The 23,217-nt window shown below is 70.9% G+C and carries 17 protein-coding genes; 7 read left to right on the top strand and 10 right to left on the bottom strand.

Going from position 1 to position 23,217, the window contains the following annotated elements; all coding sequences use genetic code 11:
* The first annotated feature begins 87 nt into the window (after positions 1–87).
* Together OG520_RS12420 and OG520_RS12415 are read left to right on the top strand one after the other, a co-directional pair.
* Positions 88–657 carry a DUF6114 domain-containing protein gene (locus tag OG520_RS12420; RefSeq protein WP_406013216.1) on the top strand — a complete coding sequence of 190 codons (570 nt, stop codon included), beginning with the start codon at positions 88–90 and terminating at the stop codon, positions 655–657.
* Positions 647–1,921 carry a hypothetical protein gene (locus OG520_RS12415; protein WP_406013215.1) on the top strand — a complete coding sequence of 425 codons (1,275 nt, stop codon included), beginning with the start codon at positions 647–649 and terminating at the stop codon, positions 1,919–1,921. Before OG520_RS12420 ends, OG520_RS12415 begins: the two co-directional genes overlap by 11 nt.
* Positions 1,922–2,002: 81 nt before the next feature.
* Here the strand turns inward: OG520_RS12415 and pyk are convergent, their stop codons facing one another.
* The 3 genes from pyk to pta all read right to left on the bottom strand — a co-directional run bounded on the left by pyk (position 2,003) and on the right by pta (position 6,856).
* Positions 2,003–3,433, bottom strand: coding sequence for a pyruvate kinase (pyk, locus tag OG520_RS12410; RefSeq protein WP_266426654.1), 1,431 nt, complete (start codon positions 3,431–3,433; stop codon positions 2,003–2,005).
* Positions 3,434–3,507: 74 nt separating this feature from the next.
* On the bottom strand, positions 3,508–4,779 hold the full coding sequence (locus tag OG520_RS12405; RefSeq protein WP_406013214.1) for an acetate kinase: 1,272 nt from the start codon (positions 4,777–4,779) through the stop codon (positions 3,508–3,510).
* A 4-nt stretch (positions 4,780–4,783) separates the two neighbouring features.
* The gene (gene pta, locus OG520_RS12400) at positions 4,784–6,856 is read right to left on the bottom strand and encodes a phosphate acetyltransferase (RefSeq protein ID WP_406013213.1); all 2,073 of its coding nucleotides are present in this window, start codon (positions 6,854–6,856) and stop codon (positions 4,784–4,786) included.
* Between the two features lie 218 nt (positions 6,857–7,074).
* Here pta and OG520_RS12395 point away from each other — a divergent pair, with 218 nt between their 5' ends.
* Both OG520_RS12395 and OG520_RS12390 read left to right on the top strand, forming a co-directional pair.
* A complete protein-coding gene (locus OG520_RS12395; RefSeq protein WP_406013212.1) occupies positions 7,075–8,100 on the top strand; it encodes an ATP-dependent 6-phosphofructokinase in 1,026 nt (341 codons plus the stop codon).
* Between the two features lie 214 nt (positions 8,101–8,314).
* Positions 8,315–9,409, top strand: a complete 1,095-nt coding sequence (locus tag OG520_RS12390) for a helix-turn-helix domain-containing protein (RefSeq protein ID WP_406013211.1) — start codon at positions 8,315–8,317, stop codon at positions 9,407–9,409.
* Positions 9,410–9,603: 194 nt separating this feature from the next.
* Here OG520_RS12390 and OG520_RS12385 read toward each other — a convergent pair whose 3' ends face one another.
* The 3 genes from OG520_RS12385 to OG520_RS12375 form a co-directional block, all read right to left on the bottom strand.
* The gene (locus OG520_RS12385) at positions 9,604–10,242 is read right to left on the bottom strand and encodes a helix-turn-helix domain-containing protein (RefSeq protein ID WP_406016470.1); all 639 of its coding nucleotides are present in this window, start codon (positions 10,240–10,242) and stop codon (positions 9,604–9,606) included.
* Positions 10,243–10,412: 170 nt separating this feature from the next.
* Positions 10,413–11,087 (bottom strand): response regulator, encoded by a 675-nt coding sequence (locus OG520_RS12380; RefSeq protein WP_385329731.1) that lies wholly within the window; start codon positions 11,085–11,087, stop codon positions 10,413–10,415.
* Positions 11,084–12,775, bottom strand: a complete 1,692-nt coding sequence (locus OG520_RS12375) for an ATP-binding protein (RefSeq protein WP_406013210.1) — start codon at positions 12,773–12,775, stop codon at positions 11,084–11,086. Before OG520_RS12375 ends, OG520_RS12380 begins: the two co-directional genes overlap by 4 nt.
* Positions 12,776–12,942: 167 nt before the next feature.
* Between OG520_RS12375 and OG520_RS12370 the strand changes: the two genes are divergently transcribed.
* The 3 genes from OG520_RS12370 (at position 12,943) to trxA (ending at position 15,143) form a co-directional block, all read left to right on the top strand.
* Entirely contained in the window at positions 12,943–14,301 is a 1,359-nt protein-coding gene (locus tag OG520_RS12370) for a cation:dicarboxylate symporter family transporter (protein ID WP_399333961.1), read from the top strand.
* 92 nt (positions 14,302–14,393) lie between these two features.
* A complete protein-coding gene (locus OG520_RS12365; protein WP_399333959.1) occupies positions 14,394–14,798 on the top strand; it encodes a MerR family transcriptional regulator in 405 nt (134 codons plus the stop codon).
* Between the two features lie 3 nt (positions 14,799–14,801).
* Entirely contained in the window at positions 14,802–15,143 is a 342-nt protein-coding gene (trxA, locus tag OG520_RS12360) for a thioredoxin (protein WP_323180280.1), read from the top strand.
* Positions 15,144–15,204: 61 nt separating this feature from the next.
* Here trxA and glgB read toward each other — a convergent pair whose 3' ends face one another.
* From glgB to OG520_RS12340, 4 genes are all read right to left on the bottom strand, one after another.
* Positions 15,205–17,634, bottom strand: coding sequence for a 1,4-alpha-glucan branching enzyme (glgB, locus tag OG520_RS12355; RefSeq protein WP_406013209.1), 2,430 nt, complete (start codon positions 17,632–17,634; stop codon positions 15,205–15,207).
* 81 nt (positions 17,635–17,715) lie between these two features.
* Positions 17,716–19,116, bottom strand: a complete 1,401-nt coding sequence (locus OG520_RS12350; protein WP_406013208.1) for a maltokinase N-terminal cap-like domain-containing protein — start codon at positions 19,114–19,116, stop codon at positions 17,716–17,718.
* 239 nt (positions 19,117–19,355) lie between these two features.
* Positions 19,356–21,062, bottom strand: coding sequence for a maltose alpha-D-glucosyltransferase (gene treS, locus OG520_RS12345; RefSeq protein ID WP_399333951.1), 1,707 nt, complete (start codon positions 21,060–21,062; stop codon positions 19,356–19,358).
* Positions 21,059–23,092 carry an alpha-1,4-glucan--maltose-1-phosphate maltosyltransferase gene (locus OG520_RS12340; RefSeq protein WP_406013207.1) on the bottom strand — a complete coding sequence of 678 codons (2,034 nt, stop codon included), beginning with the start codon at positions 23,090–23,092 and terminating at the stop codon, positions 21,059–21,061. Before OG520_RS12340 ends, treS begins: the two co-directional genes overlap by 4 nt.
* Between the last annotated feature and the right edge of the window lie 125 nt (positions 23,093–23,217).

The following is a 23,217-nucleotide window of genomic DNA, read 5'->3' as shown; positions in this document are numbered from 1 at the left end:
CCGGGTGGCCGGAGCGCCCCTGCGGGGACTCCGGCCGCCCACCTTTTCTCTTCTCACAGCAGTACCGGTTCCAGGGAGCTGTTTTCCATGAGCCCCGAGTCCACAGGGCAGAACGAGCACTACCTCCGCGTCTTCCGGCGGGGATTCCGCACCTGGCGGGGTAACCGGCCGTTCTGGGCGGGCCTGTTCACCATGGTGGGTGGTCTACCCATCGCGTACTTCCCGTACGCCAACATGCACCTCGGCAACATCACGCTGGCGATGTCCACGACCGCCGGTGCGGGATCGCTGATCATCGGGGTCCTGCTGATCACGCTGGGCCTTACGATGTGGTTTCACCACATCGTGAGAGTGTTCGCGGGAGTCGCCGCGATCCTGCTGGCGTTGATCTCCATACCGGTCGCCAACATCGGCGGATTCCTGATCGGCTTCCTGTTCTCCCTGCTCGGTGGGGCGCTCTCCATATCCTGGGCCCCGGGCGAGCCGAAGCCCGACGCCGTGGATGCGGGTGCTCTGGACCAGACATACAAGGACGCCGGTCCTGGTACGCAGGAGCTCGAACCCGAGTTCCAGAGCACGGCAGCGGTGCCCCAGCAGCGGCCGGAGCAGTACGACACGACAGTTGAGGTCGACGGCGGGAGGCATCGTGCGGGGTGACGAGACGCAGCTGAACTCGACCGGGGAGGGCCTCGGGACGAGAAGCGGACCGCGCCACGCGGCCCCCAGGAAGTCCTTGCTGACGAAGCTGCACATTCCCGCGGGCAAGGCGTTCGCGCTCGCCGCGATGCCGACGGCCGTCTTCGTGGGAATGGGGCTCACCCCCAAGCTCGCGCTGGCCGACGACAGTTCGGACATTCCCTTCGCGCCCGGCCCCTGTGTGACCCGCTCCGACGAGCCGAGCGAGGAGCCCTCGCCGTCCGCGTCGAAGTCGCCGTCCCCGTCGCCGTCCGCCACCGACTCCGGTGACGAGGGCGACACGGCGACCCCGAAGTCCTCGGCGACCCCGAAGCCCTCGACGACCCCGTCCGCGAGCGACACGGCGAAGACGAAGGCCGCCGCGGCCGACGCCCCCGCCGCCACGCCGAGTGCCTCGCCCACACCCACGAAGTCGAGGAACCCGCTCGACCCGCTGGGCGTCGGCGACGCGCTCAAGGACCTCTTCGACGGACCGGACAAGGAGACGGCGAGCCCGTCCCCGAGCGCGAGCACCGCGTCCCCGAAGCCGTCGCGGACCGACACCGCCGAGAAGCCCGCCGAGAAGCCCGTCGAGAAGGCCACGGACGCCGCGAAGGAGACGGCCGACAAGACCGCCGCCGCCATCCGCGAAGCCGCGGGCAGGGCCGGCAAGTCGGTCAAGGAGCTCGACGAGAGCGCCAAGGGGCTCGACGCCAAGAAGGACGAGGACATCCCGGACGGCGCCAAGGAGCGCTTCCCGTGTCCGACCGCCGATCCCAAGGCGCTGGCCGCGGCCGATCTGGAGACGGGCGTCCCGCTGCTCCCGACCGACCCGTGGATCCTGGAGAGCTCGATGCTCACCCTCAACGGGCTCGACTACAAGGGCATCGTCGAGGTGAAGACGTACGACGGCACCGTCAAGAAGGTGCTGAAGTTCACCGCGAGCTCCATCGACATCGACAACCTCCACCAGAAGACGGTCGGTCCGGCCGGTACGACGGGCCATGTCGAGGCGCGGAAGGGCTCCAGGTCCACCATCCGCAACGGCACGGTGACGATGTACACGGAGCAGCTGAAGGGCAACCTCTTCGGCCTCATCCCGGTGACGTTCAGCCCGGAGACACCGCCTCCGCTCAACGTACCCTTCGCCTTCTTCACCAAGGTCAAGGTGACCCAGGCCGGCCAGTTCGGCGGCTCGCTCAAGGTCCCCGGGCTGCACAACTACTTCACCGGCGGCAACAACTAGGGCCTGTCCGGGAGCCGCACATGGCTGTGGGCCGCACTCCTCGGGGAGTGCGGCCCACAGCCCTGTTCACGGGTGGCCGCGTCAGTCGCGCGCCCCGCCCCCCACATGGTGCACCCGCACCATGTTGGTCGTGCCCGGGATGCCGGGGGGCGAGCCGGCCGTGATGACCATGGTGTCGCCCTCGTTGTAGCGGCCCAGCTTCAGCAGCTCGCCGTCGACCAGGTCGACCATCGCGTCCGTGTTGTCCACGTGCGGCACGACGTGGGCCTCGACGCCCCAGCTCAGCGCGAGCTGGTTGCGGGTCGACTCGTCCGTGGTGAAGGCCAGGATGGGCTGCGCCGCGCGGTAGCGGGAGAGCCGGCGGGCCGTGTCACCGGACTTGGTGAAGGCGACCAGCGCCCTGCCGTTCAGGAAGTCCGCGATCTCACAGGCCGCACGGGCCACCGAACCGCCCTGGGTACGGGGCTTCTTGCCCGGCACCAGCGGCTGGAGTCCCTTGGCGAGCAGCTCCTCCTCGGCGGCGACGACGATCTTCGACATCGTCTTGACCGTCTCGATCGGGTACGCGCCCACGCTGGACTCGGCCGACAGCATGACCGCGTCCGCGCCGTCCAGGATCGCGTTGGCGACGTCGGACGCCTCGGCGCGCGTCGGCCGCGAGTTGGTGATCATCGACTCCATCATCTGGGTCGCGACGATCACCGGCTTGGCGTTCCGCCGGCAGAGCTCCACCAGGCGCTTCTGCACCATCGGGACCTTCTCCAGGGGATACTCGACGGCCAGGTCGCCGCGGGCGACCATCACACCGTCGAACGCCATGACGACGCCCTCCATGTGCTCGACGGCCTGCGGCTTCTCGACCTTGGCGATGACGGGGACCCGGCGGCCCTCCTCGTCCATCACCTTGTGGACGTCCTTGACGTCATCGGCGTCCCGCACGAAGGAGAGCGCCACCAGGTCGCAGCCCATCCGCAGGGCGAACCGCAGGTCGTCGACGTCCTTCTCGGACAGGGCCGGGACGTTGACCGCCGCGCCGGGGAGGTTGATGCCCTTGTGGTCGGAGATGACACCGCCCTCGATGACGATGGTCTTCACCCGGGGGCCCTCGACCGCGACGACCTTCAGCTCGACGTTGCCGTCGTTGATCAGGATCGGGTCGCCCTTGGCGACGTCGCCGGGCAGACCCTTGTAGGTCGTGCCGCAGATCGACTTGTCGCCGGGGACGTCCTCGGCGGTGATGGTGAACTCGTCCCCGCGGACCAGCTCGACGGGGCCCTCGGCGAACTTCGCCAGGCGGATCTTCGGGCCCTGGAGGTCGGCGAGCACGCCGATCGCGCGGCCGGTCTCGGCGGCGGCCTTGCGGACCCGGTCGTAACGACCCTGGTGCTCCTCGTGGCTGCCGTGACTGAAGTTGAATCGGGCCACGCTCATGCCGGCCTCGATCAGAGCGACGAGCTGCTCATGGGAGTCGACGGCGGGACCGAGTGTGCAGACGATTTTGGAACGGCGCATGAGGCGGATCCTATCGGTTTGTTTCGCTACGGAATATTCCGTCTGGTGGAAGGTACAAAGGGGCGCGGGGGCGCTCAGTTGTGGGCTTGTCCGACGAGGCCGCGGGCCTGTCCGACGAGCGCGAAGGTCTGGACGGCGATCTCCAGTTCCTCGTCCGTCGGCACCACGGCGACCGCGACCCGCGCGTAGTCCGGCGAGATCAGCCGGGGCTCGTCGGACCGCACGCCGTTCAGGTCCGCGTCCACCGCCAGGCCGAGCTCTTCGAGACCGGCGACGGCAGCCTCCCGCACCGGTGCCGAGTTCTCCCCGACCCCCGCCGTGAACACCACGGCATCCACCCGGCCGAGGACCGCCGAATAGGCGCCGATGTACTTCTTCAGCCGGTGCACATAGATGTCGAACGCCAGCGCCGCGCGCTCGTCGCCCTCGTCGATCCGGCGCCGGATCTCCCGCATGTCGTTGTCGCCGCAGAGGCCGACCAGGCCGCTCTTCTTGTTGAGCAGCGCGTCGATCTCGTCCGCCGACATCCCCGCGACGCGCATGAGGTGGAAGGTGACGGCCGGATCGACGTCCCCGGAGCGGGTGCCCATCACCAGCCCCTCCAAGGGGGTCAGCCCCATCGAGGTCTCCACGCACCGGCCACCCGCCACCGCCGAGGCCGAGGCGCCGTTGCCCAGGTGCAGCACGATGACGTTGACCTCCTCGGGGGTGCGTCCCAGCAGCTCGGCGGCCTTGCGGGAGACGTACGCGTGCGAGGTGCCGTGGAATCCGTAGCGCCGGATGCGGTGCGCGTCGGCGGTCTCCGTGTCGATCGCGTACCGCGCCGCGTACTCCGGCATCGTCGTGTGGAAGGCCGTGTCGAAGACCGCCACCTGCGGAAGGTCCGGTCGCAGGGCCCGAGCGGTGCGGATGCCGGTGATGTTCGCCGGGTTGTGCAGCGGGGCCACCGGGATCAGTCGCTCGATCTCCTTCAGCACCTCGTCGTCGATCACCACCGGCTCGGTGAACCGCAGCCCGCCGTGCACCACCCGGTGGCCGATCGCCGCGAGCTGCGGGGAGTCCAGTCCGAGCCCGTCGGCCGCCAGCTCCTGTGCCGCCGCCTTCAGCGCCGCCTCGTGGTCGGCGATCGGGCCGGTGCGCTCGCGCCGCTCGGCGCCTTTGCCGACCAGCGGGGTGTGCACCAGACGGGAGGTCTCCTCCCCGATCCGCTCGACCAGCCCCACCGCGAGCCGGGTGCGGTCGCTCATGTCCAGCAGCTGGTACTTCAGCGACGAGGAGCCGGAGTTGAGGACCAGCACGCGGTACGCGCCCGTCACGGCGGAGCCCTCGGTGGTCGGGATGGTCATCCGTTCACTCCTTGCCCTGCGCCTGGATCGCCGTGATGGCCACGGTATTGACGATGTCCTGGACGAGCGCGCCGCGGGACAGGTCGTTGACGGGCTTCCGCAGCCCCTGGAGCACCGGTCCGACGGCCACCGCGCCCGCTGAGCGCTGCACGGCCTTGTAGGTGTTGTTGCCGGTGTTCAGGTCCGGGAAGATCAGCACCGTCGCCTGGCCCGCCACCTCGGAGCCCGGCAGCTTCGTCGCGGCGACGCTCGGCTCCACCGCGGCGTCGTACTGGATCGGACCCTCGATCCTGAGGTCCGGCCTGCTCGCGCGGACCCGGTCCGTCGCCTCGCGCACCTTGTCCACATCGGCGCCCGAGCCGGAGGTGCCCGTCGAGTACGACAGCATCGCGATCCGCGGCTCCACACCGAAGCGGGCGGCGGTGGCGGCCGACTGCACCGCGATGTCGGCGAGCTGCTCCGCGTCCGGGTCCGGATTGACCGCGCAGTCGCCGTACACCAGCACCTTGTCGGCGAGGCACATGAAGAAGACGGAGGAGACGATCGAGGCGTCCGGTGTGGTTTTGATGATCTCGAACGCCGGCCGGATCGTCGCCGCGGTGGAGTGCACGGCCCCGGAGACCATGCCGTCCGCGAGCCCCTCCTGGACCATCAGGGTGCCGAAGTAGTTGACGTCCGCGACGACGTCGTACGCCAGCTCCACCGTGACCCCGCGGTGGGCCCGCAGCTGCGCGTACCGCTCGGCGAAGGTCTGGCGCAGCTCGGAGGCCTGCGGGTCGATGAGCTGGGTGCCGACGAGATCGATGCCGAGGTCGGCGGCCTTCTTGCGGATGACGTCCGGGTCGCCGAGCAGGGTGAGGTCGCAGACGTCGCGGCGCAGCAGTACGTCGGCGGCGCGCAGCACCCGCTCCTCGGTGCCCTCCGGCAGGACGACCCGGCGCCGGTCGGCGCGGGCCTGCTCCAGCAGCTCGTGCTCGAACATCATCGGGGTGACGCGGCCGCTGCGGGCGACCGAGATCCGCTCCAGCAGGGCGCCGGTGTCCACGTGGCGCTCGAAGAGGCCCAGCGCGGTCTCCGCCTTGCGGGGCGTCGCGGCGTTCAACTTGCCTTCCAGGGCGAAGAGCCGGGCCGCGGTGGGGAAGGATCCGTCGGCCACCGACACGACCGGGGTGCCCGGTGCGAGTCGCGCGGCCAGCCTGAGTATCTCCTCGCCGGGGCGCTCGTCCAGGGTCAGCAGCACCCCCGCGATGGGCGGGGTCCCGGCGCTGTGCGCGGCCAGCGAGCCGACCACCAGGTCCGCCCGGTCCCCGGGTGTGACCACCAGGCAGCCCGGCGTCAGCGCGTTCAGCATGTTCGGCAGCATCGCGCCGCCGAAGACGAAGTCCAGGGCGTCCCTCGCCAGCCCGGAGTCGTCGCCGAGCAGCACCGTGCCGCCGAGCGCCGCGGTGATCTGGGCGACGGTCGGCGCGGAGAGCGCCGCGTCGTCGGGCAGGACGGAACAGGGAGCGGGCAGCGTGGCCGCCAGCCGCGCCGCGATGACGTCACGGTCCTCGGCCGCCACCCGGTTCACGATCACCGCGACGACGTCGCAGCCCAGTCCGGCGTACGCGCGGTAGGCATTGCGGGTCTCGGCCCGTACCGACTCCGCGGTCTGGCCCTTCCCGCCGACCACCGTGATCACCGAGGCGCCGAACTCATTGGCCAGGCGTGCGTTGAGCGCCAGCTCGTCGGGCAGCTGGGTGGCGGCGAAGTCGGTGCCGAGCACCAGCACCACCTCGTACTTCCGGGCCACCTGGTGGAACCGGTCGACGAGCAGGGAGACCAGCTCGTCCGTGCCCCGCTCCGCCTGGAGCGCGGACGCCTCGTGGTAGTCCAGCCCGTAGGCCGACTCGGGGTCCTGGGGGAGTCGGTAGCGGGACCGCAGCAGTTCGAACAGGCGATCGGGTCCGTCGTGGACGAGCGGGCGGAACACTCCGACCCGGTCCACCTGACGCGTCAGGAGTTCCATGACTCCCAGATCGACGACCTGCCGGCCGTCTCCCCGGTCGATCCCGGTCACGTACACGCTGCGCGTCACGCGTGTTCTCCCGTCCAATCTCGGTTTGGGATGGTATCGCCATGTCGACGATACCTGTGGGGGCCGAGACGTCGCCCGCCGGGCGAAGCCCCCGCACCGGGCGGCCGGCAGCGCGAGGTCCAGACCTGACGTGGGACAATCGACGTGGCTCACGGTACGGGGGCTTCCGCGGACGTCCCCCGGAATGCACGGCACTAGCGAGCAGGAGACACAGCACGATGCGCATCGGAATTCTCACCGCAGGCGGCGACTGCCCAGGCCTGAACGCAGTGATCCGGTCGGTCGTGCACCGCGCCGTGGTGGGGCACGGAGATGAAGTCATCGGCTTCGAGGACGGGTTCAAGGGACTCCTCGACGGTCACTTCCGCCCCCTCGACCTCAACGCGGTCAGCGGCATCCTCGCCCGCGGCGGCACCATCCTCGGTTCGGCCCGGCTGGAGCGCGACCGGCTGCGCGAGGCCGCGGAGAACTGCGCCGAGCTGAGCCGTCGTTACGGCATGGACGCCCTCATCCCGATCGGCGGCGAGGGCACCCTCACCGCCGCCCGGATGCTGGCGGACGCCGGAATGCCCGTCGTCGGCGTCCCCAAGACCATCGACAACGACATCTCCGCCACCGACCGGACCTTCGGCTTCGACACCGCGGTGGGTGTCGCCACCGATGCCATAGACCGCCTCAAGACCACCGCCGAATCGCACCAGCGGGTCATGGTCGTCGAGGTGATGGGCCGGCACGCGGGCTGGATCGCGCTGGAGTCCGGAATGGCGGGCGGCGCGCACGGCATCTGCCTCCCCGAGCGCCGTTTCCAGGTCAAGGACCTGGTGAAGATGGTCGAGGCACGCTTCGCGCGCGGCAAGAAGTTCGCGGTCATCTGCGTGGCCGAGGGCGCGCACCCGGCCGAGGGCTCCATGCCGTACGCCAAGGGCGAGATCGACCAGTTCGGCCACGAGCGCTTCCAGGGCATCGGCAACCGGCTGGCCATCGAACTGGAGACCCGGCTCGGCAAGGAGGCCCGGCCGGTCATTCTCGGCCATGTGCAGCGGGGCGGCACGCCGACCGCCTACGACCGGGTGCTCGCCACCCGCTTCGGCTGGCACGCGGTCGAGGCGGCGCACCGCGGCGACTTCGGCCGGATGACGGCGCTGCGCGGCACGGACATCGAGATGGTTCCGCTCGCCGACGCGATCACACAGCTCAAGACGGTGCCCACGGACCGGATGGACGAGGCCGAGTCGGTCTTCTGACCCCGGCCGCGCGGCAGCGCACAGCGGGAACGGCCCGGCGGCCCTGACTGTCCCCCCGTGGACGGTCAGGGCCGCTTGCCGTTCCCCCGGCGCCCGGGGCCGTTCCGGATGGTCGGATCCGGGCGGCCGCGGTGCCGGAAACCACTCTTGAGCCGGCGGACCGGATCAACAAGGCTTGTCCCTGGTCCCGGACATGTCCCAACCCTGTCCGGGCGTGGAATCCAGGGGAGAGGCAGAGCGCATGGTGGTCGAGGGCGGGGCTCCGGATCCTCGTGAGGCGCGCAGCGCGCCCGAGTTCATAGCCCTGTTACGGGTGCTCAAGGACGCCTCGGGGCTGACGTTGCGGGAACTGGCCCGGCGGGCCGACGCGGTCGGGGACGTACTGCCGCGCTCCACGATCGCCAACATGCTGGGGCGTACGTCGGTCCCGCGCGAGGAACTCCTCGCCGCCTTCGTACGGGCCTGCGGCTGCGGGCCCGCGGAGGCGGCGAACTGGCTCGCCGTACGCAAGGAGCTCACCGCGCGCGGGCAGCGGGCCGAGGGCGGGGGCGCGGGCGGGAGCGAGGCCGGAGCCCAGGATTCCGGGACGGCACGGGACGCACCGGCCGGGCTCTCCCCGGAAGAGCCGCCCGAGCGGTCGGCCGAGCAGACCCCGGAGCAGCCGTCCGAGCAGCCGTCCGAGCCGCCCACCGTCCCGGTCCCCGCGCCGTCCCCCGCCCGTCGTCGCCGGTCCAGGACCGTCCTGGCGGCCGTCGTCTCGCTGGTCGTGCTCGCCGCCGCGGTGGCCGTCGTCCTTCTCGTACAGGGCGACGACCGGACGGGAACCGCGCCCGTGACCGGTCCTGTGGCGGGGCGGACGGTGCAGATCCGGTCGGTCCACTCCGGCTTCTGCCTCTCCGAGCACCGCAGCACCGACAGCGGACGGCTGTACCAGCTGCCATGTGATGGGCATACGATCCCGAGCTTCTCGCTCAGACCGCTGGGCGACGGCGTCTGGCGGCTCGTGACCGACCACCCGGACTACGGCAAGGGCTGCACGGGTGTCTGGAACGGGACACGGGAGGCCGGCGCCTCGATGCAGGACCAGACGTGCGGCAGCCGCGGCGCCGCGGAGGCCTTCTGGATCGAGCCCGTGGGCCGTCCCGTCGAGGGCTACCGGATCCGCCCCGCCCACACCCACCTGTGCGTCGGTGCCGAGGCGGGCAGCAGCAGGCGCGATGCCGAACTGGTGCAGATGGGCTGCGACGGGGTGGACCGGGGGAGTCTGTTCTCCTTCGACCCGGTGGCCGCGGACGCTGCCGACGGCTGAGAACCTGTCGGGTGACCTCCGACCGGGCGGCCACGCCCTGGCACGCACGCTTCCTGCGTTGTCGTCGGTCGCCAACGCTCCGCGTCGACTCCCTCCTCCGCCTTGGAATCGCACGCACCAGACCGCGTCCGCTTTTCCGATCCGAGGTCACCCGACAGGCTCTGAGGACATCGGCGCCGACCGGGCCGGGCGGCTCACCCGTCCGGCCCCGGCACCCCCGCGGCCCGCCAGAACCGTTCCAGGATCTCCGCCAGGAACACCCGTCCCGCGTCGCCCGTCGCCCCGGCCCGCTCCGCACCCGTGCTGCTCCAGCTCAGCGTCGACACCATCAGCGACTGGTAGTCGGCGTGCAGCTGTTCCAGTACGTCCTGGAGGAAGCCGCGCTCCAGCGGCACCAGCTTCGCCACCGCCCGCAGCTGGGCCTGCCAGCGCGTCGTCACCGCGCCGCGCAGCAGCTCCGCCAGCTCCTCGTCCCGGCCGGACACCGTCACGAACCCGGCGGGCGTCAGCCCCAGCACCTCGGCGAGTGCCGCGGACTGGCGTTCGTTGCCGCGCCAGCGCCCCGAGTCCTCCATCCGCAGATACGCGGAGGCGGTCAGCCCCAGCAGCCGCGCCAGCTCCTCCACGGCCAGCTCCCTGGCCACCCGATGCTCCCGCAGGGTGCGCGCGGCGGTGAGCAGTTCGCCCGGCGAGCACCACAACACCCCGGCCAGCGCCGTGAGTTCGTACTCGCCCGGGACGGCGAGCCCGCGCTCCCAGGCGACCACCGTCTCGGTGCTGATCCGGAGCCCGTACTGGGCCCCGAGACCGTACGCGACGTGACCGGGAAGCATCCCCAGGGCCTCGCGCAGTCGGCGCGCGGCGGGGGCGTTGAACGGCGGGGAGGGGTGCACGGCCCCACCGTAGGAGTCAAGGCATCGAATGACTACGGTGTGTTCCACCGATATCCACGGCTCGTAGGAACGTCCGAGGGCCCGTCCGGCGGACCATGGCCGGGCACGGCTCAGAGATTCTGGCTCACCCACCGGTAGTGCAGCTCCGGGCGCCCGATCTGACCGTACTGCGGACTGCGCACCGCACGTCCCACCGTCACCAGATGCTCCAGATAGCGGCGCGCGGTGATCCGCGAGATGCCCAGCTCCTCCCCGGCCGCCGCCGCCGTCACCCCGTCCGGGGCGGCCCGCAGGGCGCGGGTCACGGCCTCCAGGGTCGGGCCGCTCAGCCCCTTCGGCAGCCGGGCCGGCTGCGGCGCGCGCAGGGCTCCGAGCGCCCGGTCCACCTCGTCCTGGCCGCTCGCCTCACCGGCCGCCGCGCGGAACTCCGCGTAGCGCACGAGCCGGTCGCGCAGGGTGGCGAAGGTGAACGGCTTCAGCACGTACTGGACGACACCGAGCGACACCCCCTCCCGGACCACCGCCAGATCGCGCGCCGACGTCACCGCGATGACATCCGCCGAGTGCCCGGCCGCGCGCAGCGAGCGCAGCAGCTGCAGCCCGTGCCCGTCGGGCAGATACAGATCAAGGAGCAGCAGATCGACCGGTGTACGGTCCAGCGCCCGCACCGCCTCCGCACGCGAATGCGCGACGGCCGCCACCGTGAACCCGGGGACGCGGCCCACGTAGAGCCGATGGGCGTCCGCGGCTACGGGATCGTCCTCGACGACCAGCACCTGGATCACGCCGTGGCCTCCTTCGTGGTGTGCGCCGGACGGCCGGCGACGGTCAGCGGCAGCCGTACCGTGAATCGCGCCCCGCCGTCCGGGCCGCCGTCCAGCGCGACCGTCCCGCCGTTGCGGTGCACCGCCTGCTGGACGAGCGCCAGCCCGATCCCGCGGCCGGTGCCGTGCGTCGACCAGCCGCGCTCGAAGACCTCGGCGGCATCCCGGGGATCGATCCCGGCCCCCGTGTCGGCGACCCGCAGCAGCAGTTCGCCCTCCCCGGCCAGCGCGGTGACGGTGACCCGGGCACGGGCGGCCCGGCCGCTCCCCGTACCCCGCTGGGCGGGCACGGACCCGGGACCCGGCACGCCGGTCACCGCCTCCGACGCCGCGTCCACCGCGTTGTCGATCAGATTGCCGAGGACCGTCACCAGATCCCGCTGCGGCAGCGTCGCCGGCAGGGCGCCGTCGTCGATCAGGCTGTCGTCCGCGAGCACCAGCTCCACCCCCCGTTCGTTCGCCTGCGCCGCCTTGCCGAGCAGCAGTGCGGCCAGCACCGGTTCGGCGACCGCGCCCACCACCCGGTCGGTGAGGGCCTGGGCCAGCTCCAGCTCGGCGGTGGCGAAGCCCACCGCCTCCTCGGCCCGGCCCAGTTCGATCAGCGAGACGACGGTGTGCAGCCGGTTCGCCGCCTCGTGCGCCTGCGAGCGCAGGGCCTGGGTGAAGCCCCGCTCCGAGTCCAACTCGCCGGACAGCGCCTGGAGTTCCGTGTGATCGCGCAGTGTCACGACCGTGCCGCGCTGCTCCCCGCCCACCACCGGACGGGTGTTGACCACGATCACCCGGTCCGCCGTCAGATGCAGTTCGTCGACCCGCTCCTCGGAGGCGAGCAGCGCACCGGTCAGCGGCGCCGGCAGATCCAGCTCGACGACCCTGCGCCCGACCGCACCCGGCTCCAGACCGAGCAGCTCCCGGCCCGCGTCGTTGATCAACGCGATCCGTCGCCGCCCGTCGAGCATCAGCAGCCCCTCGCGCACCGCGTGCAGGGTGGCCTGGTGGTAGTCGTGCATCCGGCTCAGCTCGGCGGCGTTCATGCCGTGCGTGTGCCGCCGCAGCCGGGCGTTGATCACATACGTGCCGATGCCGCCGAGCGCGAGCGCCCCGCCCGCCGCCAGCCCCAGCGCCCCGAGCTGCGCCCGCACCTGCGAGGAGACCCGTTCGACCGTGATGCCCGCGCTGACCAGACCGGTGATCCTGCCGCCGTCCCGGACCGGGGTGACGACCCGGATCGAGGGGCCGAGCGTGCCGGTGTACGTCTCGGTGAACGTCTCGCCGCGCAGCGCCTGCGCGGTGTGCCCGAGGAACTCCTCACCGATCCGGTGGGAGTCCGGGTGCGTCCAGCGGACCCGGTCCGGGGACATGATCGTGACGAAGGCGATCCCGGTGTCCTTGCGGACCTTCTCCGCGTACGGCTGCAGCACGGCGGACGGGTCCGGGGTACGGATCGCCTCCCGTACCGACGGCGACTCGGCGATTGCCAGCGCGGCCGACCTGACCTGTTTGGCCGCGGTCTCCTTCGCCTGCTCGCTGCCGGAGGCGTAGGCGAAGAACGCGCACCCCGCCACCACCGCCGCCACCAGCACCACCTGCATGGCGAAGAGCTGACCGGCCAGGCTGCGCGGGCGGGTACGGGGGCGGGGGAGACGCATGGCCACAGTCTGCCTGGCCGAAAACCAATGAACGAAATGCACGCAACGGTGACCGGCGTCACAGGGAGCGAGATATTCGCCAAGGGTTTTTCCGGCTCCCATCCGCCGGGCAGCCCTTGCGCCCCCAGGGACGGGGGAGTGACCCGGACGAACCGAGGAGAACCCCCGTGGGAGTGGCAGCCGCCAAGCGGGACCGCACGCACTATCTGTATCTCGCCGTGATCGCGGCGGTGGGGCTCGGCATCCTCGTGGGCTTCGCGGCCCCGGGCGTCGCCGTCGAGCTCAAGCCGATCGGCACCGGCTTCGTGAACCTGATCAAGATGATGATCTCGCCCATCATCTTCTGCACGATCGTGCTGGGCGTCGGCTCGGTGCGCAAGGCCGCCAAGGTCGGCGCGGTCGGCGGCCTCGCCCTCGGCTACTTCCTGGTCATGTCGACCGTCGCGCTGGCCATCGGTCTGCTCGTCGGAAACCTCCTGGAGCCCGGCCAGGGCCTCCACCTCACCGAGGCCGTACGCGCCGCGGGCGAGAAGCAGGCGGCCGGCGCGAGCGAGTCCACCGCCGACTTCCTGCTCGGCATCATCCCGACCACGATCGTCTCCGCCTTCACCGAGGGCGAGGTGCTGCAGACCCTGCTCATCGCCCTGCTCGCGGGCTTCGCGCTCCAGGCCATGGGCTCGGCGGGCGAGCCGGTGCTGCGCGGCATCGGCCACATCCAGCGCCTCGTCTTCCGGATCCTCGCCATGATCATGTGGGCGGCTCCGGTCGGCGCGTTCGGCGCGATGGCCGCGGTGGTCGGCGAGACCGGCGTCGACGCGCTGAAGTCCCTCGCGATCATCATGATCGGCTTCTACCTCACCTGCGCGATCTTCGTCTTCGTGGTGCTCGGCACGATCCTGAGGCTGGTCGCCGGGGTCAATCTGATCGCGCTGCTGAAGTACCTGGGCCGCGAGTTCCTGCTGATCCTCTCCACCTCCTCCTCCGAGTCCGCCCTGCCGCGGCTCATCGCGAAGATGGAACACCTCGGGGTCAGCCGGCCGGTCGTCGGCATCACCGTGCCGACCGGCTACTCCTTCAACCTCGACGGCACCGCGATCTACCTCACGATGTCCTCGCTCTTCATCGCCAACGCGATGGGCGACCCGCTGAGCGCCGGTGAGCAGGTCTCGCTGCTGCTCTTCATGATCGTCGCCTCGAAGGGCGCCGCCGGAGTCACCGGCGCGGGCCTGGCCACCCTCGCGGGCGGCCTCCAGTCGCACCGCCCGGGACTGGTCGACGGCGTCGGCCTGATCGTCGGCATCGACCGCTTCATGAGCGAGGCCCGCGCCATGACGAACTTCGCGGGCAACGCGGTGGCCACCGTCCTGGTCGGCACCTGGACCAAGGAGATCGACAAGGAGCGCGTGGACCAGGTCCTCTCCGGTGCGCTCCCGTGGACCGAGCAGATGCTCAACCAGGACGCCGACACGGGCACCGTCCCGGAGCCCCGGGGCAGCGAGGAGCAGCCCGCCGTGGCGAAGGCGTAGCCACCCGGAACACGTACAGGGCCGCCGCGGGACTCCCGCGGCGGCCCTTCGCGCTTGCCTTGACGTCGGCGTCAAGGTCTACCGTCGAGGACATGCGAATCGGGGAGCTGGCCGAACGGGCCGGGACGACCACGCGGACTCTGCGCTACTACGAGTCACGCGGGCTGCTGTCCGCGCGGCGGGCCGACAACGGCTACCGCGCGTACGACGAGGACGATCTGCGACTGGTCCAGCAGATCCGGACCCTGCAGGACTTCGGGTTCGAGCTGGAGGAGACCCGGCCGTTCGTCGACTGCCTGCGCGCCGGCCACCCGGCCGGTGACGCCTGCCCCGCCTCGCTCGCCGTCTACCGGCGCAAACTCGGCGAGCTCGACTCGCTCATCGAGCAGCTCCAAGCGGTCCGCGCCCAGGTGGGCGCAGAGCTCGCCAGGGCCGAGCTGGAGGCCGGGGCAGTGCTCCCCGGCGGTCCGGAACCACGTTGTGAACTGGGAGGATGACAGATGATTCATGCAGAGGGCGTGGCCGAGGTCACCGACACCACCTTCGACACGGAGGTACTCGCGGCGGACCTGCCCGTGCTGGTCGAGTTCACCGCCGACTGGTGCGGCCCGTGCCGCCAGATCGCCCCCGTGCTCAGCGCCGTCGCCACCGAGCTGGCCGGGCGCATGGAGGTCGTCCAGCTCGACATCGACACCAATCCGGGCATCGCGAGCCGGTACGCGGTGCTGTCGGCACCGACCCTGATGGTCTTCCGCTCCGGCGAACCCGTGAAGTCGATGGTGGGCGCCCGCCCCAAGCGCCGGCTGCTCCAGGAACTGGAGGACGTCTTCGAGACGGTGTGAGAGCGGGCCGGGGCGCGTGGCCCGCGACCGGGAGCGACGGTCGCGGGCCACGCGCCGTGCGTCACACCGGCTTCAGCCAGACCGTCGCCAGCGGCGGCAGCGTCAGCAGCAGGCTGCCGGGCCGGCCGTGCGCGGCCACCGGCTGCGGCTTCAGCGGATCGGGATGGCCCACGTCGCTGCCGCCGTACCGGGCGGCGTCGGTGTTGAGGACCTCCGCCCACGCCGCCCGGTCCCCGCGCACGTCCGGGACCCCCACCCGGTAGTCGTGCCGCACCACCGGGGAGAAGTTGCTGACGGCCAGGAGCGGTGAGCCGTGCGCGTCGTAGCGCAGGAAGGCGAAGACATTGTCCTCGGCCGCGCCGCCGTCCACCCAGTCGAAGCCCTCCGGAACGGTGTCGCGCTGCCAGAGCGCGGGGGTCGCGCCGTACACCGCGTTCAGGTCGCTCACCAGGGTGCGTACGCCCCGGTGGTCGCTCTCCGCCGCGTACGAGGGGTCGAGCAGCCACCAGTCCGGGCCGTGCCCCTCCGACCACTCCGCCCCCTGAGCGAACTCCTGGCCCATGAACAGGAGTTGCTTGCCCGGGTGGGCCCACATGAAGCCGAGGTAGGCCCGGTGGTTGGCGCGCTGCTGCCACCAGTCGCCGGGCATCTTGGAGACCAGCGACCGCTTGCCGTGCACCACCTCGTCGTGCGAGATCGGCAGGACGTAGTTCTCGCTGTACGCGTACACCATCGAGAAGGTCATCTCGTTGTGGTGGTACTTGCGGTGTACCGGCTCCTTCGACACGTACTCCAGGGAGTCGTGCATCCAGCCCATGTTCCACTTCAGCCCGAAGCCGAGGCCCCCGAAGCCGCCGGGGCCGACATGGTGGGTGGCGCGGGTGACACCGTCCCAGGCGGTGGACTCCTCCGCGATGGTCACCACACCCGGATTGCGGCGGTAGACGGTGGCGTTCATCTCCTGCAGGAAGGCGACGGCGTCCAGATTCTCCCGCCCGCCGTGCTCGTTCGGGGACCACTCGCCCTCCTCGCGCGAGTAGTCGAGATAGAGCATCGAGGCGACGGCGTCGACCCGCAGCCCGTCGACGTGGAACTCCTCGCACCAGTAAGTGGCGTTGGACACCAGGAAGTTGCGCACCTCGGTGCGTCCGAAGTCGAACTCCAGCGTGCCCCAGTCGGGGTGCGCCGCCCGCGACGGATCGGAGTGTTCGTACAGCGGCCGGCCGTCGAACTCGGCCAGCGCCCAGTCGTCGCGCGGGAAGTGCGCGGGCACCCAGTCGACGATCACGCCGATCCCGGCCCGGTGCAGGGAATCGACGAGGAAACGGAAGTCGTCGGGGGTGCCCATGCGCGACGTCGGGGCGTAGAAACCGGTGACCTGATAGCCCCAGGAGCCGCCGAAGGGGTGCTCGGAGACCGGCATCAGCTCCACATGCGTGAACCCCAGATCCCTTACGTACGCCGGGAGTTGGGAGGCAAGCTGGCGGAAGGTGAGCCCCGGGCGCCAGGACGGAAGATGCACCTCGTACACGGACATCGGCGCCTCGTGCACCGGGACGTCCCCGCGGTGCGCCATCCACTCCTGGTCCCGCCATTCGTGGTGCGAGGCCGTCACGATCGAGGCGTTGGCGGGCGGCACCTCGGCGTACCGGGCCATCGGGTCGGCGCGCAGCGTGTGCGAACCGTCCGGGCGGCAGACGTCGAACTTGTAGAGCGCGCCCTCCCCGATCGCGGGCAGGAACAGCTCCCACACCCCGGTGGAGCCGAGCGAACGCATCGGGAAGCCGGTGCCGTCCCAGTAGTTGAAGTCCCCGATGACCCGCACACCGCGGGCGTCGGGCGCCCAGACGGTGAACCGGGTGCCCGCCACCCCCTGGTGCTCCATGGGCTGCGCGCCGAGGGCCGTCCACAGCTCCTCGTGCCGCCCCTCGCCGATCAGATGCAGATCGAGATCGCCGAGCGCGGGCAGGAAGCGGTACGGATCCTCGACCTCGATCTCGTTGTCGTCGTAGGCGACCAGCAGCCGGTACTCGGGCAGTGCGGGCATCGGCAGCAGCCCGGAGAAGAAGCCGTCGCCGTCGTCGTGCAGCCGCGCCCGCAGCCCCTTGGCGAGCACGGTCACCGACCGGGCGTACGGGCGCAGCACCCGGAAGGTCACACCACCGCGGACCGGGTGGGCGCCGAGCAGGTCGTGCGGGGCGTGGTGCTCACCGGCGAGCAGCCGTCCCCGGTCGCCGTCGTCGAGGGGGCGCGCCTGTCGTACGCCCTGGCTGCCGGCGCTCCGGCGGGGGCCCGCCGTCGCGGTGCCGGCCCGCTCGGCCGCCGGCTTCTTCCGTCCGGCGGGGGCGGCCGGTTCCGGCGACGGCGCCGCCGCCTCGGCCGGGCCCGCGGGGGCCGGCGCCCCGTCGGGTGCCGGTGGCTGGACTCGGAGGCCCTCGATGGGGGCGGGCGTTTTGGCGGACGGCTTTCGGGACGGCTTGCGGGCGGTCACAGGGACAGCCTCCTCGGAGGGTGTTGAGAGGGGGAGAAAGAAGGGGACGGGAGAGCGTCGAGGGGTACGCGCGCCGGGCCGTCAGTCGTCGGCGGCGGCCAGACGGTGGATCGCGGCCATCGGGACCGGAAGCCAGTCGGGCCGGTGCCGTGCCTCGTACAGCACCTCGTACACCGCCTTGTCGGTCTCATGGGCGCGCAGCAACTCCGGTTCGCTGCGCGGGTCGACGCCCGCCGCGTCGGCGTACCCCTCGCAGTAGGCGGTCCGGCAGCGGGCCGCCCAGTCGGCGTTCCACGGGCGGTGCGAGCGGGCCGCGTAGTCGAAGGAGCGGAGCATCCCGGCGATGTCGCGCACCGGGAGCTGCGGCCGGCGGCGCTCGGGCAGCGGTCTGGCCGGTTCGCCCTCGAAGTCGATCAGTGACCAGAAACCGTCGGCCGCGCGCAGGGTCTGGCCGAGATGGAGATCGCCGTGCACCCGCTGGGCCGCCCAGTCGCGCCCCCGGTGCCCCAGCGCGGCCACCGCGTCGAAGGCGGCACGCAGCCCGGGGACGTACGGCACGAGCTCCGGCACCGCCTGGGCGGCGGCCTCCAGCCGGCGCACCATCGAGGCGGCGAGGCGCTCGGTCTGGGCGCGGTGCAGGGCGGGCGTCGGCAGCGCGGCGGCGAGCGCGGTGTGCACCTCGGCGGTGGCCCGGCCCAGCGCGTGTGCCTCGTCGGTGAAGTCCAGGCCCGTGGCCAGGGCGCGCAGGGCGAGCCGCCAGCCGTCCTCGGCGCCGCTCAGGAACGGCTGGAGCACACCGAGGGTGAGCGGCCGGGGGGTGATGGACTCGAACCAGGCGACGGGGGCGGGCACCCGCCCGCAGCCCTCCTGTGCGAGCGCCAGCGGAAGTTCCAGGTCGGGGTTGGTGCCCGGGAAGATGCGGCGGAAGATCTTGAGGATGTAGGCGTCGCCGTAGACGAGCGAGGTGTTGGACTGGTCGGTTTCGAGCAGCCGCGGTGCGAGTTCCGCGGCGATGGCCGGACCGCTCCGGTCGAAGCGCAGGGCGCCGAGCGTGCCGGGGGTACGGAATCGTTCCAGCAGGAGTCCGGCGAGGCGCGGGTCGTGCAGCCCCTCGTAGACGGTGCGGCCGGCCAGCGGCCCCTCGGTCACCCGGCCGATGAGCGCGGGCGCCAGCCGGGGCGGCAGCGCGGCCCGTACGCCGAGCAGCAGTTGGTAGCAGTCGTCCGGCGACTGCGCGGGCGTGGCCGGCTGATGGGCCCGGACCAGCAGATGGAGCAGCCCGGTTCCGGTTCCGGCGGCGACGGAACCGGTGCCCACCGGCAGTATTTCGGTCGCCGACACCAGCGAGAACGCGGTGACCGGCCGCCCCTTGCCCGCGAACCAACGCTGCCGGGGCAGCCATTCGTGCAGCAGGGGTGCGAGAGACGGGAGCAGAGCTGTGCTGTCAGCCAGGGCGACCCGAGTGGATGCAGCCTCCGACATGGCATCGCGTCCTTTCCCCGGGCACACCACAGGATGCGAAGAGTGTCCCGGATTGCGGCAATAGCTGTCCGGCTGTGCGGGACGTGTCGGGTCAGGATGGTCCGTACGGACTCGACTCGATGGGATCGAAACGCCAGATGGGACCCGGAAGGGGCCGTACGCGTGTGCGATGTGGGGGAGGGTGCCCCGTGCGGGGCGGCGGAAACCGCCCCGCGGTCGGTGTGGGAGAGGGTGTCCGGTCAGTTCGGCGGCGCGTCCTTGCGCAGCCGGAACCAGTAGAAGCCGTGCCCCGCGAGAGTCAGCAGGTAGGGCCATTGACCGACGGCGGGGAAGCGCACCCCGCCGATCAGCTCCACCGGATGACGCCCGGTGAACGACCGCAGATCGAGCTCCGTCGGCTGCGCGAACCGCGAGAAGTTGTGCACGCACAGCACGAGATCGTCCCCGTGCTCACGAGTGAAGGCGAGCACGGCCGGGTTCGACGACGGCAGTTCGTTGTACGAGCCGAGACCGAAGGCGGGGTTCTGCTTACGGATCTCGATCATCCGCCGCGTCCAGTGCAGCAGCGACGACGGCGACGCCATCGACGCCTCGACATTGGTGACTTGGTAGCCGTAGACCGGATCCATGATCGTGGGGAGGTAGAGCCGCCCCGGGTCGCTGGAGGAGAACCCGGCGTTCCGGTCGGGCGTCCACTGCATCGGGGTGCGTACCGCGTCCCGGTCGCCGAGCCAGATGTTGTCGCCCATCCCGATCTCGTCCCCGTAGTAGAGGATCGGGGAGCCGGGCAGGGACAGCAGCAGCGCGGTGAACAGCTCGATCTGGTTGCGGTCGTTGTCCAGCAGGGGCGCGAGCCGCCGCCGGATGCCGATGTTGGCCCGCATGCGCGGATCCTTGGCGTACTCCGCGTACATGTAGTCGCGCTCTTCGTCCGTGACCATTTCGAGGGTGAGTTCGTCGTGGTTGCGCAGGAAGATGCCCCACTGGCAGTTCTTCGGGATCGCCGGTGTCTTCGCCAGGATCTCGGAGACCGGGTAGCGGCTCTCGCGCCGGACGGCCATGAAGATCCGCGGCATCACGGGGAAGTGGAACGCCATGTGGCACTCGTCGCCGCCGGCCCGGTACTCGCCGAAGTAGTCGACGACGTCCTCCGGCCACTGGTTGGCCTCGGCGAGCAGCACGGTGTCCGGGTAGTGCGCGTCGATCTCCTTGCGGACCCGCTTGAGGAAGTCGTGCGTCTCCGGGAGGTTCTCGCAGTTGGTGCCCTCCCGCTGGTAGAGATACGGCACGGCGTCCACCCGGAAACCGTCGATGCCGAGGTCCAGCCAGAAGCGGAGCGCGGAGATGATCTCCTCCTGCACCGCCGGGTTCTCGTAGTTGAGATCGGGCTGGTGGGAGAAGAACCGGTGCCAGTAGTACTGCTTGCGCACCGGGTCGAAGGTCCAGTTGGACGTCTCCGTGTCCACGAAGATGATCCGGGCGTCCGGGAACTGCTTGTCGTCGTCGGCCCAGACGTAGTAGTCGCCGTACGGCCCCTCCGGGTCGGTGCGGGACTGCTGGAACCAGTCGTGCTGATCGCTCGTGTGGTTCATGACGAAGTCGATGATCACGCGCATCCCGCGCTGGTGCGCGGCGTCGACGAACTCCACGAAGTCGGCCAGATCACCGAACTCCGGCAGCACGGCGGTGTAGTCGGAGACGTCGTAACCGCCGTCGCGCAGCGGCGACTTGAAGAACGGCGGCAGCCAGAGGCAGTCGACGCCCAGCCACTGCAGATAGTCCAGTTTGGCGGTGATGCCCTTGAGGTCGCCGATGCCGTCGCCGTTGGAGTCCTGGAAGGACCTGACGAGGACCTCGTAGAAGACGGCGCGCTTGAACCAGTCGGGATCGCGGTCCTTGGCCGGGGTGTCCTCGAACGTGTCGTGGACAGGCTCATTGACGATCATGGTGTGGGTGACCCTCCGGTCGGCGGGGACGGTCGCAGGACGACGATGTGCGCGGGCGTGACGCCCGGCTCCAGACGCACATAGAAGGTCCTGCCCCAGTGATAGGTATCGCCGGTGAGCTCGTCGCGCACCGGCACGCGCTCGTGCCGGTCGAGGCCGAGTCGCGGCATGTCCAACGAGACCGTGGCCTCGTGGGTGTGGTGCGGGTCGAGGTTGACGACCACCAGAACGATGTTCGACCCCGAACGCTTGCTGTACGCGATCAACGCGTCGTTGTCGGTGGAGTGGAAGTGCACGTCGCGCAGTTGCTGCAGAGCCGGGTTGCGGCGCCTGACGCGGTTGAGCGTGGTGATGAGCGGGGCCAGCGAACGGCCCTCGCGCTCCGCCGACTCCCAGTCCCTGGGCCGGATCTGGTACTTCTCCGAGTCGAGGTACTCCTCACTGCCGGGCCGGACCGGGGTGTTCTCGCACAGCTCGTAGCCCGCGTACACACCCCAGGAGGGGGAGAGCGTCGCGGCGAGGACGGCCCGCGTCTCGAAGGCCGGGCGGCCTCCGTCCTGGAGATAGCCGGACAGGATGTCCGGCGTGTTCACGAAGAAGTTGGGCCGCATGTAGGAAGCGGTTTCGCCGGACAACTCCGTGACGTATTCGGTGATTTCCTGCCCGGTGTTGCGCCAGGTGAAATATGTGTAGGACTGCTGGAAGCCGATGGTCGCGAGCGTCTTCATCATCGCAGGCCGGGTGAATGCCTCGGCCAGAAAGATCACATCGGGGTCGGTCCGGTTGATGTCCGCGATCACCTTCTCCCAGAAGATCACCGGCTTGGTGTGCGGATTGTCGACACGGAAGATCCGCACCCCGTGATCCATCCAGAACCGCAGAATGCGCACGGTCTCGGCGACCAGTCCGCGCAGATCCTTGTCGAAGGCGATCGGATAGATGTCCTGGTATTTCTTCGGCGGATTCTCGGCATAGGCGATCGAGCCGTCCGCGCGATGGTGGAACCACTCCGGGTGTTTCTCCACCCAGGGGTGGTCGGGAGAGCACTGGAGCGCGAAATCGAGGGCGATCTCCATGCGCAGATCGCGGGCTGTCCTGACGAAATGATCGAAGTCGTCGAGGGTGCCGAGTCCGGGATGGACGGCGTCGTGACCGCCCTCCGCGGAGCCGATCGCCCACGGCACCCCCACGTCGTGCGGGGCGGGGGAGAGCGAGTTGTTGGGGCCCTTGCGGTGGGTGGTTCCGATGGGGTGGATCGGCGGGAGATAGACCACGTCGAAGCCCATCGCGGCGACCGCGGGAAGCCGCTCGCCGGCCGTGCGGAAGGTGCCGCTGACGATCCTCGCAGGCTTTCCGGCCCTGCCCGCCCCGCCCTTCCTCCTCGTCGGCGCGGCCGGTTCGACCCTGGCCCCCTCCGAGCGCGGGAACAGCTCGTACCAGGAGCCGAACAGGGCCCGTCGGCGCTCGACCACCAGCGGCAGCGGCCGGGACGCGCTGACCAGTTCGCGCAGCGGATGGCGGGCGAGCGCGGCCTGCGCCTCGGGGGCGAGCGCCGCGGCCAGCCGGGCGGCGGCCGGGCGGGACGCGTCGCGCAGCGCGTCGACGGCGGCCAGCACCACCTCGCGGCCGTCCCGCTTGGGCACGCCCCCGGCGGCCCGCTCGTACAGCTCGGCACCCTCCGCCAGGACGAGCGCGGTGTCGATCCCCGCCGGAATCTTGATCCGGGCGTGCTGCCGCCAGGTGGTGACCGGATCGCTCCAGGCCTCGACCGTATACGTCCAGCGGCCCTCGGAGACCGGGGTGACCTCGGCGCCCCAGCGGTCGGTGCCGGGGGCGAGCTCGCGCATCGGCGTCCACGGACCGGGGCGCCCGCTCGGGTCCACCAGGACCACATTGGCGGCGACGGCCTCGTGGCCCTCGCGGAAGACGGTCGCGGTGACCTGGAAGGTCTCATCGGCGACGGCCTTGGCGGGCCTTCTGCCGCAGTCGACGAGGGGACGGACGTCGAGGACGGGAATGCGACCGATCATGGAATCACCTGGGGACTGGGGTTCGGGCTGAACGGGGCGCGGCACAGTGGCGGAGGGCGAAATGCGCGCACCGCTACCGATGGGGTCCGTCCTTTCTAGCTGTTCCGTCGACGGCTGGTGGGGTG

The organism is Streptomyces sp. NBC_00984 (assembly GCF_045162475.1).
Lineage (GTDB): Bacteria > Actinomycetota > Actinomycetes > Streptomycetales > Streptomycetaceae > Streptomyces.
This window is presented reverse-complemented; position numbering and strand designations above follow the sequence as displayed.